The sequence below is a fragment of the Acinetobacter sp. neg1 genome, from assembly GCF_000788125.1.
GTDB lineage: Bacteria > Pseudomonadota > Gammaproteobacteria > Pseudomonadales > Moraxellaceae > Acinetobacter > Acinetobacter vivianii.
Map to the genome: position 1 here is coordinate 29,701 of NZ_JSZD01000022.1, position 18,419 is coordinate 48,119.

Here is an 18,419-nt window from a genome sequence, read left to right on the forward strand (position 1 = left end):
TGGCATCTATAAAGATTAAATTGTTGATTCGAGTCACAATGCAACACGCTAGATTTGCTCAAGTACAAGAGGGTGTATTGGTGGGGGCGGCCCAGATTGCATCGCCTAATTTCAATACACGTCCTGCTGGAACCGATATTCAACTGATCGTTATTCACAATATCAGTTTGCCGCCTTCCCAGTTTGGTGGGGGCTATATTCAGCAATTTTTTCAGAATCAATTAGACTGGTCGCTACATCCTTATTTCCAGACCATTGAAGGGATGCAGGTCTCGGCACACCTGTTGATTTTGCGGACAGGTGAAGTGATTCAGTTTGTGAATTTTAATGATCGTTCTTGGCATGCCGGACGTTCGAGTTATCTTGCACAGAAAGAATGTAATGATTATTCGATCGGGATCGAGCTGGAGGGTAGTGATGATTTGCCTTTTGAGCCAGCACAGTATCAAGCATTGGTTGAGGTTGTGAAAACCTTACAACAGACCTATCCAAAAATTCAAAATCATATCGCAGGCCATTCTGACATTGCGCCAAAACGTAAAACCGATCCAGGTGAACATTTTGATTGGCAATTATTTCGAAATTTGCTCGCTCAACAGAAGTTAGCCGAAAAAACATCGATAGATTTATAATTTCACAACGAAATCTGTTGGGACTTTCATTACAATAACGCTTTTTAAAAGATAAGCCGTAGGTGAATGCGATGGCATTGTGGCGATCGACTGTAATTGTCAGTGCAATGACAATGTTATCTCGGGTATTGGGTTTGGTACGTGATGTGGTACTACTCAATGTATTTGGTGCGGGTAAGGACTTCGATACCTTTGTTGTTGCCTTTCGTATTCCCAACTTTTTTAGGCGCTTATTTGCAGAAGGGGCTTTTTCTCAGGCCTTTATTCCTGTTTTAACTGAATATAAAACTAGCCGTGCCCATGCCGAAGTCCAGATTTTAATTAGTCGAGTATTTGGTTGCCTGCTTACGGCTATGTCATTACTGACCTTTGTGGCGATGGTTGCCGCACCAGCGATTATTTATCTCTACGCACCTGGTTTCCATAACGACCCAGAGAAGTTTGAGCTTGCGGTCGATATGTTCCGCCTGACCATTCCGTATCTGATGTTTATGTCTTTGACGGCTTTTGCCAGCAGTATTCTGAACAGTTACGGTTCTTTTGCCTCACCTGCATTTTCTCCAGTACTGCTCAATGTTGCGATGATTGCAGGGGCATGGTGGTTGACGCCGTATATGGCGGAGCCGATCATGGCTTTGGGTTGGGCTGTGGTTGCGGCGGGTGTTCTACAGTTGGCGATTCAGATTCCGGAATTATGGAAGAAGAATTTGCTGATTCCACCTAAAGTTGATTTTAAACATGAAGGGGTGGATCGCATCTTAAAATTGATGCTGCCTGCCTTATTTGGTGTATCCGTTACCCAGATTAACTTGTTGCTGAACACCATTTGGGCTTCCTTTATGCAGGATGGTTCGGTCTCCTGGTTATACAGTGCCGAGCGTATGACTGAGTTACCATTGGGGCTGATTGGTGTTGCGATTGGTACGGTCATCTTACCTTCGCTCTCTGCACGTCATGCAGAGCAAGACCAAGCTAAATTTAGAGGAATGATTGATTGGGCTGCGAAGATTATTATGCTGGTGGGAATTCCTGCGAGTATTGCCTTATTTATGTTGTCGACGCCGATCATTCAAGCGTTATTCCAACGTGGTGAATTTACTTTAGAAGATACCAGAATGACGGCTCTGGCATTGCAATGTATGAGTGCAGGTGTAATCTCCTTCATGCTGATTAAAGTCTTTGCACCTGGTTTCTATGCTCAGCAAGATACCAAAACACCTGTTCGAGTGGGGTTAATGGCGGTTGCTGCCAATGCCATTTTAAACGTGATTTTTATTGGCTTCTTTAAGTTGATCGACTGGCATGCAGAACATATGGCTTTAGCTTTGGCATCTTCTGGTTCTGCTTTGGTGAATGCGGGCATGCTGTATTTCTATCTGCATAAACGTAATATTTTCCGTTTTGGTGCGCATTGGAAAAAACTTGCGTTTCAATATGCCGTTGCCAATATCGCGATGATTGCTGCACTTTGGTATGGCTTAACGTGGTACCAAGGCGATATTTCACAATGGTTACGCATTGCTGAAGTGGCTGGCTTATGTGTGGTTGGCGTGGTGGCTTATGCTATTGGGTTACTGGTGACAGGTTTTAGGCCAAGACATTTAAAGGCATGATGTAATATATAGGTGTGTAGGAAAGGGCTATACACCTGATAAATAATCTAAAATAATATGAAGAAAAGATGTAAACTATTTATACAAAATACTATGGAATTTCTAGTTGTAGCTTGAGATCATAAGTAAATTTTTTGAGAATGAACTTATGAATTTCATTTCTTATGCATCATTTGTTTTTTTAATAATTATTTCTCCAATCACTTCTGCTGATAGTGGTAATTTTCAAAATAATTCAGATATTACTGATTTGATAAATAGCCAAATAAAAGAAAATACTTTGATAAAAATTCCCGCTGGAAATTTTAAAATCAATGCAGAAAAATCAATTATTCTAAAAAATAATGTCAGTATTGAGATGAGTCCTGAAACTATTTTAAATGTTATACCAAATAATAAGGGTGGTTATCAGGTTTTTAGAATTCATAACGTTAAAAATGTAAAAATTTCTGGAGGGATGATTTTAGGGGATAAATATACACATCTTGGCAATGGAGGAGAGTGGGGAACAGGTATAGAAATAAAAGATTCACAAAATATATATATATCTAATATGAGTATCAAAAGAATGTGGGGAGATGCTATTTATATTGGTAATAATGGCAAAAATTCTAATTCCAATTTGAATTTAAATAATTTGAAGTTAGATGATAATAGACGACAAGGGATCAGTGTTGTTAGTGTTAATGGGTTGTTTGCTAATAATATATTAATATCTAATACAAAAGGTAAAAGTCCAATGAGTGGTATAGATATTGAGCCTAACAATAATAGAAACATCTTAAAAAATATAAATTTTTCTGAAATAATATCGCTAAAGAATGCTGGGGATGGTTTTCAAATATCTTTAAAAAAATATAATGACTCTCCAGAAAAAATATCAATTAATTTAAAGGGCTATAAGGATTCTGGTTCACGATCTGGGATAAGGATACAGGGAGTAGAAACACCTGTTTTAGGTGAGATAAATATTGATAAAGTTGAATTAAAGAATAATAAAATATCAAACTACTGTTTTAAAAACTGGGGTAATAATAGGATTAAAGTGAAAGTAACTAATCTTATTCATGATAAGGACTATATAAAAAATCAAGACAAATGGTGTTCGCCTTATAGAAATAATGAATTTTTAGAAGTTATAAAAAAGAGATAACTAAGTAGTATCAATTATCTCTCTTTGATTTGTGAGATCAATGATTTATTTATTTTTTGAGGAAATCTCCAATAACTCAATATCAAAAATTAAAGTACTGTTTGGTCCGATGGCATCACCTGAACCAACATCGCCATAAGCGAGGTTTGCAGGAACGAAGAAGCGGGTCTTACCACCTTCTTTCATCGTTTGCACACCCTCAGTCCAGCCCGCAATAACTTGGCTGAGTTTAAATTCTACAGGATGATTACGGGCGATAGAGCTATCAAACACTGTGCCATCTAATAGTCGGCCTTCATAATTCACTTTTACCGTAGAAGAGGCTCTGGGAGATTTTCCCTGCCCTTGTTGAAGCACTTGATACTGTAATCCTGATTTCGTCGTTACGATATCTGCTTTTTTACCATTTTCAGCTAAGAACGCTTTTCCTGCCTGATCATTTTTTTGGGCCTGCTCCTGAAACTCTACCAGTTGCTTGGCTTCCAGACGCTTTTTATATTGATTCAGAACATTTGCCATTTCTTCATCAGTTAAAGAGGCTGGCTTACCTTGCATGGCTTCTTGTAAGCCTTGTACAAAAGTCTCGATATTCAAATCTTTGAGTGTTTCTGCATTCCCTCGACCCATCAGATAACCATAGCTATAGCCGAGTTGCTCTTTCTGTGGGCTTTTTGTAGAAATGGGAGCTGCTTGAACCGTTCCGATGGTCGAGGCAATTAAAATCAGGCCTAATCTTTTCATTCTATCTTCCAAAAAATAAAGGAGGACTCTAGCCCTCCTTAAATCATTTATTTTACAGCGATTAATTCTACATCAAATACTAGTGGGCTATTTGGTGGAATTGAACCAGGGACACCTTGTTCACCGTAACCTAGATTTGCAGGAATATAAAGCGTTGCCTTACCACCTTCTTTCATTAGCTGTAGACCTTCAGTCCAACCTGGAATCACTTGATTCAGTGGGAATTCAATTGGCTCGCCACGATCATAAGAGCTATCAAACACTTTGCCATCAGGGAGTTGGCCTTTGTAATGCACTTTTACAATAGAGCTTGCGGTCGGTTGCTTACCTGTACCTTCTTTGGTGATTTTATATTGCAAACCAGAAGCTGTTGTTTTCACACCTTCTTTTTTCGCATTTTCTGCCAAGAAGCTGCTATTGGTTGCTTCAACTTTTTTAGTTTCATCCATTTGCTTTTGTTGTAGTTCCTTTTGGAATTCTACATAAGCTGCCTGTAACTCTTCTTCTGTATATGCAGCAGGTTTTTGCGCATGGGCATCACGGAAACCTGTGATAAATGCACTTGTTTCTAATTCTGGTGGTGTTTGCTTAGCAACTTCATAGCCGAGTGCGTAGCTGATTTTTGCGACAGGCGCTGCATTTTTATCAGCTTTTGCCCCAAGTTCAGTCGCTGGGTGTTGAGTTGCATAGTAGACAGGAACGAGTGCTGCACCGCCTAATACGGCTGCGACAACGAAAGGTAAAGCTTTACTCATGAGATGTCCCAAAGTGAGATTGGAATAAAAAATATGGCAATGATCTTAGCATGTCTACGCTTAAGCATTGAATAACTAAGCGCAAAAATGCGTGGGTTTTTTATAAGATTTATGTGTTTAAATAACAAACCAGATCATGGGATCTGGTTTGTTAACAATCAACTACAAATATTTTTAGTCATCTTTATTTGCTTTATAAGCGTATGAATAATTATAACCATATCCGTAACCAGCACTAGAACGTTGAATGTCATTTAGAATGAAGCCATTCACTTTCACATTCGCCTGTTCAAAACGATTCAAACTTAGTTCAAGCTCTTTCATTTGTGATTTGGCATAACGCGCCACTAGTAAGTTCACACCTGCATATTGCGAAATAATAATACCATCGGTCACCGCCAGAATCGGTGGTGTATCGATAATAATATGATCATATTGCTGGCTGAGCTGTTCCATCAAGGCTTTAAATTGTTCAGAACTCAGCATTTCAGAAGGATTCGCCGGATTTTTACCACGAGCAATAACACTTAAACCACTAACATCAGTTTGATGGATGACTTGGTTTAAGTCTGCAAGATTACTTAAATATTCTGCTAAACCAGGTTTAACGTCTAAATTAAAATACTTATGCATATAGCCACGACGCATATCGGCATCAATCAGTAATACTTTTTTATTACTTTGTGCAAAAATCGTCGCTAAATTGGTCGAGATAAATGATTTACCTACTTCTGGTGACGGTCCCGCAATCATAATAATGTTGTTCTTGGCACTGCTGAGTGCAAAATGGATCGCAGTGCGGATACTGCGTAAACTTTCTACCGCAATATCATCATTATGTTTAACTGCCAAAATTGGAATGGATTTCTTTTTCTTCAAGATACTCATACGGGTTTCTTGAACAGGGGAGCGTGGTACAGTTGCATACACTGGCAAATCAAACTCATTCTCGATTTGCGCTGAATCTTTTACACCAGTACGTAACATATTACGTATTAGAGCAATCAATGTTCCGAAGAAACCACCGAGGAATATCGAAAGTATTAGTATTTGTAGTTTTTGTGGCTTAATCGGTTGGACGGGCTCAACTGCCGTATCGACAATACGCACATTACCAATTTCACCTGCTTTAGCAATACGTAGTTGCTGGTAAGAATTTAATAAAGCAGTATAAAGCTGGGTTTTTACTTCTACTTCACGATAGAGTTGTAGATATTGGCGCTGAATATCAGGTAACTGTTTTAAGGTAGTATTTAATTCTGTAATTTGTTTATTCAATGCAGCAATTTGAGCATTAATTTCGCGTATTGCTGGATGTTCAGTCGTATATTTAGCGGTAAGGTCTGCCTGTTTTTGCTGTAATTCAATCTTTTTAGTTTCGAGAGCAATACTTTGAGTTAGATATAGTTCTGACTCTTTGGTCACATCGACTGTATTATATTCTTGACGAAATTTATTGAATACACGTTCCGCATCATCTAACTGCTTTTTCAGATCAGGTAATTGTTCATCCAGAAATTTTAAGGTTTGAGCGGTTTCAGCTGAACGGCGTTCGACATTTTGGGCACTATAAGCTGCTAAAATTGCATTTAAGACCTTAGTGATATGCCCTTTATCTTGGCCTTGATAATTTAGTCCTAAAATTCCAGTCAATTTTCCTTTTTCTGCTACAGAATAATTAGCATTAATAGCTTGTACTGCAGCAGGTAATGATTTCTTTTGTATTAAATAGTGCGTATCAAACTTATCGGTTGTAAATATAGCAATTTTCCAAACGCCAAAGCTGGTACTGAGTTGATTTAATTGATTCAGTGGAGCCGTTAAAAGTACTTCATCTGTTGCTGGATTAGTCAAACTAAAATTATTATTTTTGAAACTTAAGCTAAGTTTTTTATCCAGATAGTAGGCCGGTATTTCAAATGTTTGAATATCAAATGTTTTTTCCTCATCGTGAAAAGTGACTGCTTTAGGGCCATATTCAGTGGCATAGTCGGCTTTATTGAATAGACGATGAGAGAAAGTATCTTCTGGACTGGAAATATTCAGATCTAGATGAAGCGCCTGAATTACTGAGCCAAGTACCAGACGCGATTTTAAAATTTCGATTTCAGATTGGGCCGGTGACTTTTGCTCCATCATTTGAGAGAGTTCACCAAGTAAAGCGGCGGATGCACCTTTACTATCTTCCACTTGAACCAAGGCATCCACTGAATAAGTATCAGGTGTTGCACGTAGGTAAAGCAAAGCAAGCACCAAGCTTAGAATAATACACAATGCAATGAGCTTCCATTGTGCAATCAAAGCAAAGAAAAGCTCTTTTAGGTCAATTGTATCTTCAGTATTGGTATTTTGGCTCATAATCTTAATCTAAAAAGTTAAATATAATTTTTCCAGTCAGTCACACATTGTTGAATTAACTGGCAGGTATTATCAAAAAAAGCTTGGTCATGTTGATAAGGGTCAGGTACATTTTTATTTTGCCAATGCCCTAGTCTAAAAATTTTCCCTTTTGCAAATGGCCACATCTGTTCAATATGTTTTTGCTGATTATGACTCATCACTAAAATCAGGTCTGCTTGTTTTAAGTGCTCTGCATTCAGTTTTTTTGCAACATGTAGGCTCATATCAATATCTAGACGTTGCATACACAGTTGAGCCTTATCATCTGCTGGATGGCCGATCAGTCCAGAAATACCAGCAGATTCCACTCGCAGATTTGGGTGTTGCTGTTTGATCAAGTACTCAGCCATAGGACTACGGCAAATATTACCTACACAAACGACCAAAACGCTTTTAATCTCCATTGTAATTATTGCCCCAAACGATCTATGTTATACAAGGCATTTGAGAATGGAATAATCTGGTTGACAATTCGTTGCCAGCGGGTCAGTCCCGTTGCATCCACATAAACGATATCATTACTACGTAGCTTAAACTGATTTGCAAGACCAAAATCGCCCAGACTTAATAAATTCAAATGATAAAGTTCAGTATGGCGATCATTAGGATTGGTTCGGAGGACATAAATACGACTGGCGCTAGCAGAATTTGGGTTAATACCTAAACTTTCACCAAGCGCATCACTTAAGGTCATACCTTGATCGCGTATTGGTAGAGCTTGATTTTTGCCAGACTCACCCATTACATAAATTTTCTGATTTTCTCGGCTACTTACATAAATTGTATCATTGGGTTGCACTAACAATTTATGTAAGGAGTAGCCCGCTTTCTCAAGCTCGATCGTATTTAAATCATACGTCTGTCCATTACGAACCAGTTGGACGTAGGTATTTGCTCCTTTATCATTAATGCCGCCTGCCATACCTAACGCAGTATAAATACTAGTAGGTTGATCATTTAAATAGAACTGCCCACCTTTGAGTACACTACCTTGTACTGAATAACGTTGTCCTTGGTATGACAAAACACGTACGATGACATCTGGGTTTTTAAGATATTGAGCAAATTGCTTGCGTAAGCCCACATTCAGTTGCGCTAAGCTTTTACCAGCTGCTTTATAACGTCCAACCAGTGGTAGTTGTATATAACCACTTGAATCAATTGGATACCCATTTGCTTGAACTGCCTGTTCATTATTTATTGTCGTGGTTGGGGGGGTAATTTCTGGGTAAGCCCAAAGTTGAATCGAGAGTATATCTCCTGAACTTAGGCGATAAGTTGGCCGTTGTTGTTTAAACAACGCTTCATAATTATTTCGATAGTTGATTTGGGCCGGTTGAAGAGCCATTAAGTTATCTTGAGTAATTTTTATTACATCGACATTGGTTCCTTGATCAGTCTTATATGTACCTTCACTTGGAATATCATAGGTTTGTAAGCCTGAAGTAACAGCACAAGCTGTAGCACTAAGACTAATCGCAAGAATGGAAAAAAGTTGATAATGCTTCACACTCGACCCTTAATATTTATGTCTAAAATAAGATCCGTTGCCCAAAATAGCGAGGGTTTAGACTTAGAATTTTGCCCATTCTAGCCGAAAAAAGTTAAAAAAACAGCGCAAAATCTTTTCGCTTTGTATGCTTAGTATTGCTGAAAAAATTTTCAAGAACATTTGTCTATAATTACAATATAAATTTCGTTGGTATAAGTAGCTATTAGTGAAGGTGATTGTAGTTAATTTTTTCTAATACTTTATAAGGCATATATGTTGTAAATAAGGTGCAGTATGATAAGTGCTGAATAATGAAATAATAGAGAAGAGGCGAATGAAAAAAAGAATTTTACTTATATTTGGTACGCGACCTGAAGCAATAAAAATGGCGCCTTTAGCGTTAGCTTTACAAGGGTTTATACAAGATTTTGACACTAAAGTCTGCGTAACTGGACAACATCGACAAATGTTGGATCAAGTCTTAGAACTTTTTAATTTAGTGCCTGATTTTGACCTGAATTTAATGAAACCAGGACAAACTTTGTCAGATGTCACTTCTGGCGTACTTAAAGGTTTGGAACAAGTATTTGAACAATGGAAACCGGATCTTATTTTAGTGCATGGAGATACTGCAACAACATTTGCAGCTTCATTAGCTGCTTATTATCACAAAATAAAAGTTGGACATGTAGAAGCTGGCTTGCGTACAGGAGACTTGTATTCACCTTGGCCAGAAGAAGCCAATCGACGATTAACAGGTGTGTTGGCAAATTATCATTTTGCTCCGACACTGTCCTCTTATGACAACCTTATTAAAGAAAATGTTAACCCTGCGAATATTGTAGTGACTGGTAATACTGTGATTGATGCTCTATTGCAAGTGAAACAAAAGGTTGAGCAAGACCAAATGCTTGTGAGTCAATTTCAGAAGCAGTTTCCATTTCTAGATACGAACAAAAAAATGATTCTTGTGACAGGCCATCGACGTGAGAATTTTGGGCAAGGCTTCTTAAATATTTGTTCAGCTTTGGCTAATCTTGCCAAAAAGTATCCAGATATCCAAATTGTGTATCCAGTACATTTGAACCCAAATGTACAGCAACCTGTGAATGAGCTTTTAGCTGGTATAGAGAATATTCAACTGATCGCTCCTCAGGATTATTTACCGTTTGTATATTTAATGAATCGCAGTTATTTGATCCTTACAGACTCAGGAGGTATTCAGGAAGAAGCGCCATCTTTAGGTAAACCAGTGTTAGTGATGAGAGAGACAACAGAACGGCCAGAAGCAGTCGAAGCAGGAACAGTAAGGTTAGTAGGTACGGAAGTAGAAGTCATAGAAAATGCTGTAGGTGATTTGTTAGAAAATCTAAAGACCTATACTATTATGTCGGAAGCTCACAATCCTTATGGTGATGGCACAGCTTGTCAACAAATAATTGATTTTATAAAGACTACATTAACTTAAAATATCAATTATAAGTTTGGCCTAATATGTCAAAATAGTGATGAATTTCACTGTATTTTTAGAGAATGTAAGGATGTTGAAGGCTTGTAAACACATTCATACAATTGAAATATGGAGGCTATAAAAAATCTCCTATATAGTACGCGCAATTATTTCATTGCTGTTATACGCAGTATCTACAGATAAAAAATTGTAAGGGATAAGGCTTTATTTATGCTAACACTTGCCGAGTTAAAAATAGCAATTATTGGTTTAGGATACGTTGGTTTACCACTAGCGGTTGAGTTTGGAAAAAAGGTGCCAGTTGTTGGCTTTGATATTTATCAGAAACGTGTAGATGAACTAAAGAGTGGACAAGATCACACTTTGGAGGTCTCTCCAGAAGAGCTAAAACAAGCTACTCAACTCAGCTATACTGCAAATTTAGATGATCTAAAAGACTGTAATTTTTTCATTGTTACAGTACCTACTCCTATTGATGACTACAAACAACCAGATTTAACCCCGCTTGTAAAAGCCTCAACTAGTATTGGTAAAGTGCTAAAAAAAGGCGATATCGTTGTTTATGAATCAACTGTTTATCCTGGCGCAACAGAAGAAGAATGTATTCCTGTACTTGAGCAAGTATCTGGGCTGAAATTTAATCAGGACTTTTTTGCTGGCTATAGTCCTGAACGTATTAATCCTGGTGATAAATTACATCGTGTCACTAATATTTTAAAAATTACTTCGGGATCAACACCTGAGGTGGCTGATTTTGTTGATCAAGTTTATAACTTAGTTATTGAGGCTGGTACGCATAAAGCACCAAGTATCAAAGTTGCTGAGGCGGCTAAAGTGATCGAAAATACTCAGCGCGACGTTAACATTGCATTAATTAATGAACTTGCCTTAATTTTTAATAAAATGGGTATTGATACAGAGGACGTGCTCAAGGCTGCTGGAACAAAATGGAATTTTTTACCTTTCCGTCCTGGTTTGGTTGGTGGTCATTGTATTGGTGTTGATCCGTACTATTTAACGCATAAAGCACAAGCAATTGGTTATCATCCGGAAATTATTCTTGCTGGTCGACGTTTAAATGACAATATGGGTGCTTATGTGGTAACTCAGTTAGTCAAAGGGATGATTAAGAAAAAAATTCAGGTCGAAGGTGCCAAAGTATTAGTTTTAGGTTTAAGTTTTAAAGAAAACTGTCCTGATATACGTAATACAAAGATTATAGATATTGTTACAGAGTTAAAAGAATATCAAATGCAAGTCGACGTATATGATCCATGGGTTGATACAGCAGAAGCTCAACATGAGTACGGTATTACGCCTGTACAAACGGTTGAGTCGAATAATTATGATGCTATCGTTCTAGCCGTCGCTCATAATGAATTTAAAGAAATGGGTACAGAGTCTATTCGTAATTTAGGTAAAACAAGTCACGTTTTGTATGATCTAAAATATGTACTACCTGCAGCTGATGTTGATATTCGCTTGTAATATTTAATAAAGGAATTTTAAGAGATGAGCCAATATCAAATAGTATGCGAACAATTAAAACAATCACCTAAAACATGGTTAATCACAGGGGTGGCTGGTTTCATCGGCTCTAACTTGTTAGAAACTTTGTTGAAATTGAATCAAAAAGTGATAGGTCTGGATAATTTTGCAACAGGGCATCAATACAATTTAGATGAGGTACAAAGCCTAGTCACGTCTGAACAATGGTTGAATTTTAGCTTCATTCAAGGTGATATACGTAATTTGGAAGACTGTCAAAAGGCATGTTTTGAAGTAGATTATGTATTGCATCAAGCAGCATTAGGCTCTGTACCTCGTTCCATTGCTGATCCGATTACAACAAATGCAGCAAATATTACTGGCTTTTTAAATATGCTGGTAGCAGCGCGAGATGCGCAGGTTAAAAGCTTTACATATGCTGCTAGTAGTTCTACTTATGGTGATCATCCAGCATTACCTAAAGTTGAAGAAAATATTGGTAATCCATTATCTCCATATGCAGTAACCAAGTATGTTAACGAGTTATATGCTGATGTATTTGCTCGTACATATGATTTTAAATGTATTGGATTACGCTATTTCAACGTATTTGGAAAACGCCAAGATCCGAATGGTGCATACGCTGCTGTAATTCCAAAATGGACAGCTGCAATGATCCAAGATGAAGAAGTTTTTATCAATGGTGATGGGGAGACAAGCCGAGATTTTTGTTTTATTGAAAATACAGTTCAAGCTAATATCCTCGCAGCAACAACGACAAATGATGAAGCAAAAAATCAGGTGTATAATGTTGCTGTAGGTGATCGAACTACTTTAAATGATTTGTTTAATGCAATTAAAAACGCATTGGGTGAAAATGAAATTACGTATGCTAAAAATCCTATTTATAGAGAATTTCGTAAAGGCGATGTAAGGCACTCACAAGCATCTGTTGAAAAAATTGAGACTTTGTTAGGTTATAAAGCTCAATATGTGATTTCTCAAGGTGTTGATTTAGCAATGAAGTGGTATGTAAAGAATATTTCATGAATCTTCGATTGTTGATAACCAAATACAAATCGATTGGTGTTATAACATCAAGTTTATTGGTTGGTGCGATAATAACTTTTATCGCACTTCCAATCTTGACTCGTTTATATAGTGTTAAGGATTTCGGGCAATATGGTGTTGCATTAGCTATTGTAAGTGTGATGTCAACAATTGCTAATTTACGTTTAGATCAGGCAATATTAATTGCACAAGAAAACGAAAAGAAAAGTTTGATTTCTGAAAGTATAATATTAACATTTTTGTTTTGTCTGCTTTCGTCAGTGGTGATGATATTTATATTTAGTCCGTTAATGATATTGGCAATTAATTTTGGAGTTTTTGCAAACATTATAATCCAATGTGTTTATAATTATAATTTTTCTATTGAAGAAGAAAAGTTTTGTGCGGTATTAAATATCCTTCGTAGCTTGATAGTTGTTTCTATACAAATCGCTTTCCCGTTTTTTTATGAGGCGAACTTATTGTCAAGCTATTTAATTAGTTCTTTAGTTATAATTTTTTTATTGTCAATATATATATGTAAGTATAGGCTGTATAGTTTTAATTTTTCTACTTTTAAGAATTATAAAGATTTTATTTTTTCAAATACACCGCATGCACTGTTAAACAGCTTCTCTCATAATTTACCTTATTATGTGGTTTCTCATTTTTTAAGTTACCAAGTTGCAGGTTTCTATTCAATTGTGGAGAGAACACTTAGACTGCCCATTAATTTAATGTCACAGACTGTAAGGCAGTTTTTTATTCGTAAATTCAATACAGAAGGTAATTATAAGGAAGCTTTAAAAAGTAGTTTGTTTTTAAGTGTAGTCTCTCTTCCTTTCTTTCTAATATTTTTTATTTTACCCGAATCTCTTTATACTTTGATTTTTGGTAGTGAATGGAATGGTATTTCTACATATTTTAAGATACTTACGCTGGGGTACTGGGCAGTCTTTTGTAACCCACCAATCTCAGGCTTTTTAATTGCAAAAAGAAGAAGTGATATATTATTAAAACTGCAAATTGTTGAGTTGGTTATTAAGGCATTGTTTTTTATTCTTATTTATACTTTATTGGACGATAAGAATATTATGTTGTATGCGATTCCATTGAGTTTGATTTTTTATAATTTTTCTATTTATTTTGCTGTAGGGAAGATGAAAAAATGTTAATTATGAAGATTATGAAATTATTTACGATATTTTTCACTTCATTTAGAACATACTTTTATAGTATTGCTTTTGGAAAAAAGTTAAAAAAAATTGGGAAAAATGTCAAATTTGATATAAATGGAAAGGTAGTATTTGGGAAAAACTTAACAATAGAAAATGGAGCCACCATTATTGTTGAAAAAGATGCAAAATTGGAAATAGGTGATAATGTTTTTATAGGAGAGAATACTTACATAAAATGTTATGGTGGAAATATTAAGATTGGTGATCATGTTAGTGTTAACTCTAAATCATTTTTAAATGGTGCAGGTGGATTATTGATTGGTGACAATACAAGAATAGGCACGCAAACTATTATGATATCAAGTAATCATATTTTTGAAGATAAAAATGTATTAATTAAGGATCAAGGTACAAGTAGAGCTGGAATATCAATTGGAAAGGATGTTTGGTTAGGCGCTAGAGTAACTATTTTAGATGGTGTTTTTATTAAAGATCGTATAGTTGTTGGTGCATGTAGTCTAGTAAATAAAACTATTGCTGAGAATGGAGTATATGTTGGTATCCCTGCTCGGAAAGTTAAAGACATTTAAGATTAGGTAAAAACTATGATTATAGATAAGAAGTTAATAATATATTTTATAGTTTTTCTATTTTTAAATACCTTTTCTGCTATCTATTTTGAAAACGGTAAGGTTGGTGATTTTTTAGTAACTAATTATGATGAGCTACGTTATTTGTTAGCGAGTGATTCAATAATTCAGGACACTAGAACATATGGGATTATTTTTACATTAGAGAATTTTTATAATTATTCTCAAAGTATTCATTTTTTGCATTACTTTATTTTATCTTTTTTTAGATATTATTTTAGTGATTCTATGGTTGCATGGAATATATATCAATTATCAGTTTATATGGTAGGTAGCTACTATTTTGGTAAGTTTCTTCGTTTAGAGTATGATTTTGTTTCTAGTAATGAAGAGTTGCTAGGAACTTTTTTGCTATTATTCTATCCGGTATTTTATTTTTTAACTTTCTCTTTAATGCGTGATATAGCAATCTTTTCTCTTCTAGCTGTCTGTCTTTATCATTATAAATCGAATAATTATAAGCTTTTAGTTCTTTTTCTTTTAATTATTTCTTTATATAGATTGAATATGATGCTTTGTATTTTGGTTTATATTATTGTTGATCAATTCAGAGGGAAAGGTTTTAAGTCTATATTGAAGTATATAACTTTGACATCTTTAATACTTTTTGTGGTAGATAAAATATCTATTAACTTCTTATCTAGACATGTGAATAGAATTTATGAATTTAATTTGTTAGGTTTTATAAATGAGTTTTTAGTTTTTCTACTATCTCCTTTACCAATTTCAGTTGATCCTTCATTACCACCATATCTGCGTTTATGGTTTATGCTATCCTTCTGGATATGTATATTGTTATTGTTTGTGTATATGGTTTTTCTTTTTCAAAAGAAAAATATTCAACTGGTTTTGAAATTTCCAATTTTATGTATGAGTTTATTTTATGTGGCTACATATAGTATTGAAGCTGGAATAGGGTTCAGACAGTCGGCAATACTTTTACCTTTTATTTATATTCCTATTTTTTTATATTTTATTAAACAGATTTTTCCTGTTAAAAAGTTATTATGATTTAAAAGAGGATTAATGGATGAAAAAAATACTTCGTATTTTTAGTTATGTTTATGATATTTACTATTTTCTTATGAAAGGAAGTATTGCCTATGCAAGAAAAAAAGGAGTTAAGATAGGTAATGATTGTAGGATTTATATAAAAGAGTGGGGTTCAGAACCATTTCTCATTTCTATTGGTGATAGAGTAACTATTACCTCTGGTGTACGTTTAGTAACACATGATGGAAGTACTTGGCTAGTTAGAGATGAAAATAATAACAGATATCAAAAATATGCTCCAATAAGTATAGGTTCAAATGTATTTATAGGTCTCAACACAATTATTATGCCTGGCGTAACAATTGGTGATAATGTTGTAATTGGTGCAGGTAGTGTAGTCACTAAAAATATTCCTATGAATAGTATAGCTGTAGGAAATCCTGCTCGTATTATTTCGACATATGATAAATTTCACCATAAAATTGAAACTTCTTGTGTGAATAATAAAGAAATTCAGCATATTAGTGATTATAAAGATCGCGTATATAAGGCAATTGAAATAGGTAGATCTCGAGATGGTAAATAATCACCTTTTTGTTTTTCCAACAGCAATTTTAGGAGGAGCAGAACGTGTTATGTTTAATATCATTTACCACCTTCTATTGGAGAAACAGGATGTTACTGTCGTAATCATGTCTCGTGGTAAGCAAAGCGGATGGGAGAAATTAGAAAGCTTCCCTAACTTGAATTTAATCATTTATAACTATTCCTCAGAAAAAAAAGCAATTATTCCTTTGGTTGTGAGATTAGTACGATTGAGTTTTGCCTATAAGTTTAATTATATATTTTCTTCTCATACGCACATTAACGGATTGTTAAGCTTTTTAAAGAAAATCTGTTTTTTTAGAGGTTCGGTTTTAGTCTCTAGAGAGTCAACTTTTATTTTTGATAGATTTTTTGGTGTAAAGCGTTTTATTTTTAAATTTATATATAAATATTTATATGGGCAACAAGATTTAATTATTTGCCAAACTAAGAAAATGAAAGATTCTTTAGAGAATTCTCTGGGATATATACCAGCAAAAAAAATGGAAGTTATATCAAACCCAGTAAATATTGATTATATAAATTCATCAATCTCAACTGTTATTAAAGAAAATATTATTGTAGGTTGTGGTCGTTTTATCCCTTTAAAAAAATTTGACTTTTTACTCCAAGCATTTGCACAGTTAACTTCAAAGTATGATTGTTATAAGTTAGTACTTATTGGTGATGGGCCAGAAGGTGAAAGGCTAAGAACAATGGCTGAAGACTTAGGGGTATCAAAAAAAGTTATATTTACTGGGAAAATTAATAACCCAATTCAGTGGTTTGCAAATGCAAAAATAGGTGTCATTTCTTCTGAAATTGAAGGTTTTCCAAATGTACTTATTGAAATGATGGCTTCTGGTATTAATTGTGCTATTTCTACACCCTGTACTGATGGAGTTTATCAATTACCAAATGTAATAGTAACAGCTGATTGTTCTATTGTGGAGATTGGAAAAGCCTTAGAGGAAGTGTTAGAAAGTCAATTAAATTACTCGGTAGATTATAAAAAATACATTGAACAGGAACGCTCAGTTTCTTATTTTTGGAATCAGGTTTTAGAGCTTACAAAGTCATGAAGTTTTTAATTATTGCTAGTTATCTACCCTCTGTTCTAAATTTCCGAGGCAAGCTTCTTGAGGCAATTGCGGGAAAAGATATTCAAGTTTATATCTTAAGTCCCGATTTAGACTTATTTCCTAATGAAGTGAATCAATTAAGAAATTTGGGTTATAGTGTAGATGAAATTCCAATGCAGCGTACAGGAACTAATCCGCTTTCAGATATTAAAACCTTATTGGCTATATATAAATGTATAAGAAAAATAAAACCAGATTATGTATTGTCTTATACTATCAAACCTGTCATTTACGGGACGTTGGCTGCTAAATTAGCAAAAGTCCCTCATCGTTTTGCGCTAATTACAGGATTGGGCTACGCTTTTCAAAATGTAGAACAGGGCAGTAACCGTAGTTTCTTTCAAAAACTCGTACATGGATTGTATCAATATGCGCTTTTCCATACTCATAAAGTTTTCTTTCAAAATCCAGATGATCAACAACTATTTATAGAATTAAACTTAATTGATTCTAATAAACCAACTGTAGTTGTAAATGGTTCTGGAGTGAATGTTCAGGATTTTAGTTTAGTGGCACCCCCTAAAAGTGATTCTGGCGAAATTAAGCAATCCTTCTTACTTATTGCTCGTTTATTAGCTGATAAAGGTATAAGAGAGTATGCCGAGGCTGCTAAACACATTAAGCAAATGTATCCAGAAGTTGAGTTTCATTTGGTAGGATGGATTGATGAAAATCCAGCAGCAATTGCTCAAGAAGAGTTGGATGTATGGATCGCCGATGGCAGGCTAAATTATTGGGGTAAACTTTCAGATGTTCGTCCTGCAATCGCGGCTAGCTCAATATATGTTTTACCTTCTTATCGTGAAGGAACCCCTCGGACAGTCTTAGAAGCAATGGCGATGGGCAGAGCTGTTATTACAACGAATGCACCTGGATGTAAAGAAACTGTAATTCATGGTGAGAATGGATTCTTAATTGAAGTAAAATCAAGTGAAAGTTTAATAAAAGCAATACAACAATTTATTATTGATCCAAGCTTAATTGAAAAAATGGGAAAAAGATCGCGTGAAATTGCTTTAAATAAATATGATGTTGATGCAGTGAATAAACATATGCTAAGTGAAATGGGATTATGA

17 protein-coding genes are annotated in these 18,419 nt (G+C 35.1%); 12 read left to right on the forward strand and 5 right to left on the reverse strand.

Going from position 1 to position 18,419, the window contains the following annotated elements:
• The first annotated feature begins 38 nt into the window (after window positions 1-38).
• The 3 genes from ampD (at window position 39) to PJ15_RS17540 (ending at window position 3,398) form a co-directional block, all read left to right on the forward strand.
• The gene (gene ampD, locus PJ15_RS17530) at window positions 39-632 is read left to right on the forward strand and encodes a 1,6-anhydro-N-acetylmuramyl-L-alanine amidase AmpD (RefSeq protein ID WP_005255825.1); all 594 of its coding nucleotides are present in this window, start codon (window positions 39-41) and stop codon (window positions 630-632) included.
• 62 nt (window positions 633-694) lie between these two features.
• The gene (gene murJ, locus PJ15_RS17535; protein WP_171067966.1) at window positions 695-2,245 is read left to right on the forward strand and encodes a murein biosynthesis integral membrane protein MurJ; all 1,551 of its coding nucleotides are present in this window, start codon (window positions 695-697) and stop codon (window positions 2,243-2,245) included.
• 148 nt (window positions 2,246-2,393) lie between these two features.
• On the forward strand, window positions 2,394-3,398 hold the full coding sequence (locus tag PJ15_RS17540; protein ID WP_005255820.1) for a hypothetical protein: 1,005 nt from the start codon (window positions 2,394-2,396) through the stop codon (window positions 3,396-3,398).
• A gap of 45 nt (window positions 3,399-3,443) precedes the next feature.
• Here the strand turns inward: PJ15_RS17540 and PJ15_RS17545 are convergent, their stop codons facing one another.
• The 5 genes from PJ15_RS17545 to PJ15_RS17565 all read right to left on the reverse strand — a co-directional run bounded on the left by PJ15_RS17545 (window position 3,444) and on the right by PJ15_RS17565 (window position 8,804).
• On the reverse strand, window positions 3,444-4,139 hold the full coding sequence (locus tag PJ15_RS17545) for an FKBP-type peptidyl-prolyl cis-trans isomerase (protein ID WP_005255818.1): 696 nt from the start codon (window positions 4,137-4,139) through the stop codon (window positions 3,444-3,446).
• 47 nt (window positions 4,140-4,186) lie between these two features.
• Entirely contained in the window at window positions 4,187-4,894 is a 708-nt protein-coding gene (locus PJ15_RS17550) for an FKBP-type peptidyl-prolyl cis-trans isomerase (RefSeq protein ID WP_004773385.1), read from the reverse strand.
• Between the two features lie 174 nt (window positions 4,895-5,068).
• On the reverse strand, window positions 5,069-7,252 hold the full coding sequence (locus PJ15_RS17555) for a polysaccharide biosynthesis tyrosine autokinase (protein WP_005255817.1): 2,184 nt from the start codon (window positions 7,250-7,252) through the stop codon (window positions 5,069-5,071).
• 17 nt (window positions 7,253-7,269) lie between these two features.
• Complete coding sequence (locus PJ15_RS17560) at window positions 7,270-7,698, reverse strand: low molecular weight protein-tyrosine-phosphatase (RefSeq protein ID WP_005255816.1); 429 nt, start codon at window positions 7,696-7,698, stop codon at window positions 7,270-7,272.
• 5 nt (window positions 7,699-7,703) lie between these two features.
• Complete coding sequence (locus PJ15_RS17565; RefSeq protein WP_047433020.1) at window positions 7,704-8,804, reverse strand: polysaccharide biosynthesis/export family protein; 1,101 nt, start codon at window positions 8,802-8,804, stop codon at window positions 7,704-7,706.
• A 316-nt stretch (window positions 8,805-9,120) separates the two neighbouring features.
• Here PJ15_RS17565 and wecB point away from each other — a divergent pair, with 316 nt between their 5' ends.
• The 9 genes from wecB (at window position 9,121) to PJ15_RS17610 (ending at window position 18,419) form a co-directional block, all read left to right on the forward strand.
• Window positions 9,121-10,254 carry a non-hydrolyzing UDP-N-acetylglucosamine 2-epimerase gene (gene wecB / locus PJ15_RS17570; RefSeq protein ID WP_005255813.1) on the forward strand — a complete coding sequence of 378 codons (1,134 nt, stop codon included), beginning with the start codon at window positions 9,121-9,123 and terminating at the stop codon, window positions 10,252-10,254.
• A gap of 213 nt (window positions 10,255-10,467) precedes the next feature.
• A complete protein-coding gene (gene tviB, locus PJ15_RS17575) occupies window positions 10,468-11,745 on the forward strand; it encodes a Vi polysaccharide biosynthesis UDP-N-acetylglucosamine C-6 dehydrogenase TviB (protein WP_005255812.1) in 1,278 nt (425 codons plus the stop codon).
• A 24-nt stretch (window positions 11,746-11,769) separates the two neighbouring features.
• The gene (locus tag PJ15_RS17580) at window positions 11,770-12,795 is read left to right on the forward strand and encodes an NAD-dependent epimerase/dehydratase family protein (protein ID WP_005255811.1); all 1,026 of its coding nucleotides are present in this window, start codon (window positions 11,770-11,772) and stop codon (window positions 12,793-12,795) included.
• Window positions 12,792-13,970, forward strand: a complete 1,179-nt coding sequence (locus PJ15_RS17585) for a lipopolysaccharide biosynthesis protein (RefSeq protein WP_005255808.1) — start codon at window positions 12,792-12,794, stop codon at window positions 13,968-13,970. The genes PJ15_RS17580 and PJ15_RS17585 overlap by 4 nt, the downstream gene beginning before the upstream one ends.
• Window positions 13,964-14,563 carry an acyltransferase gene (locus PJ15_RS17590; RefSeq protein WP_005255806.1) on the forward strand — a complete coding sequence of 200 codons (600 nt, stop codon included), beginning with the start codon at window positions 13,964-13,966 and terminating at the stop codon, window positions 14,561-14,563. Before PJ15_RS17585 ends, PJ15_RS17590 begins: the two co-directional genes overlap by 7 nt.
• A 15-nt stretch (window positions 14,564-14,578) precedes the next feature.
• The gene (locus PJ15_RS17595; RefSeq protein ID WP_005255805.1) at window positions 14,579-15,634 is read left to right on the forward strand and encodes a hypothetical protein; all 1,056 of its coding nucleotides are present in this window, start codon (window positions 14,579-14,581) and stop codon (window positions 15,632-15,634) included.
• Window positions 15,635-15,653: 19 nt separating this feature from the next.
• Complete coding sequence (locus PJ15_RS17600; RefSeq protein WP_005255802.1) at window positions 15,654-16,202, forward strand: acyltransferase; 549 nt, start codon at window positions 15,654-15,656, stop codon at window positions 16,200-16,202.
• A complete protein-coding gene (locus PJ15_RS17605; protein ID WP_005255800.1) occupies window positions 16,192-17,283 on the forward strand; it encodes a glycosyltransferase in 1,092 nt (363 codons plus the stop codon). Before PJ15_RS17600 ends, PJ15_RS17605 begins: the two co-directional genes overlap by 11 nt.
• Window positions 17,280-18,419 carry a glycosyltransferase family 4 protein gene (locus PJ15_RS17610; protein WP_005255798.1) on the forward strand — a complete coding sequence of 380 codons (1,140 nt, stop codon included), beginning with the start codon at window positions 17,280-17,282 and terminating at the stop codon, window positions 18,417-18,419. Before PJ15_RS17605 ends, PJ15_RS17610 begins: the two co-directional genes overlap by 4 nt.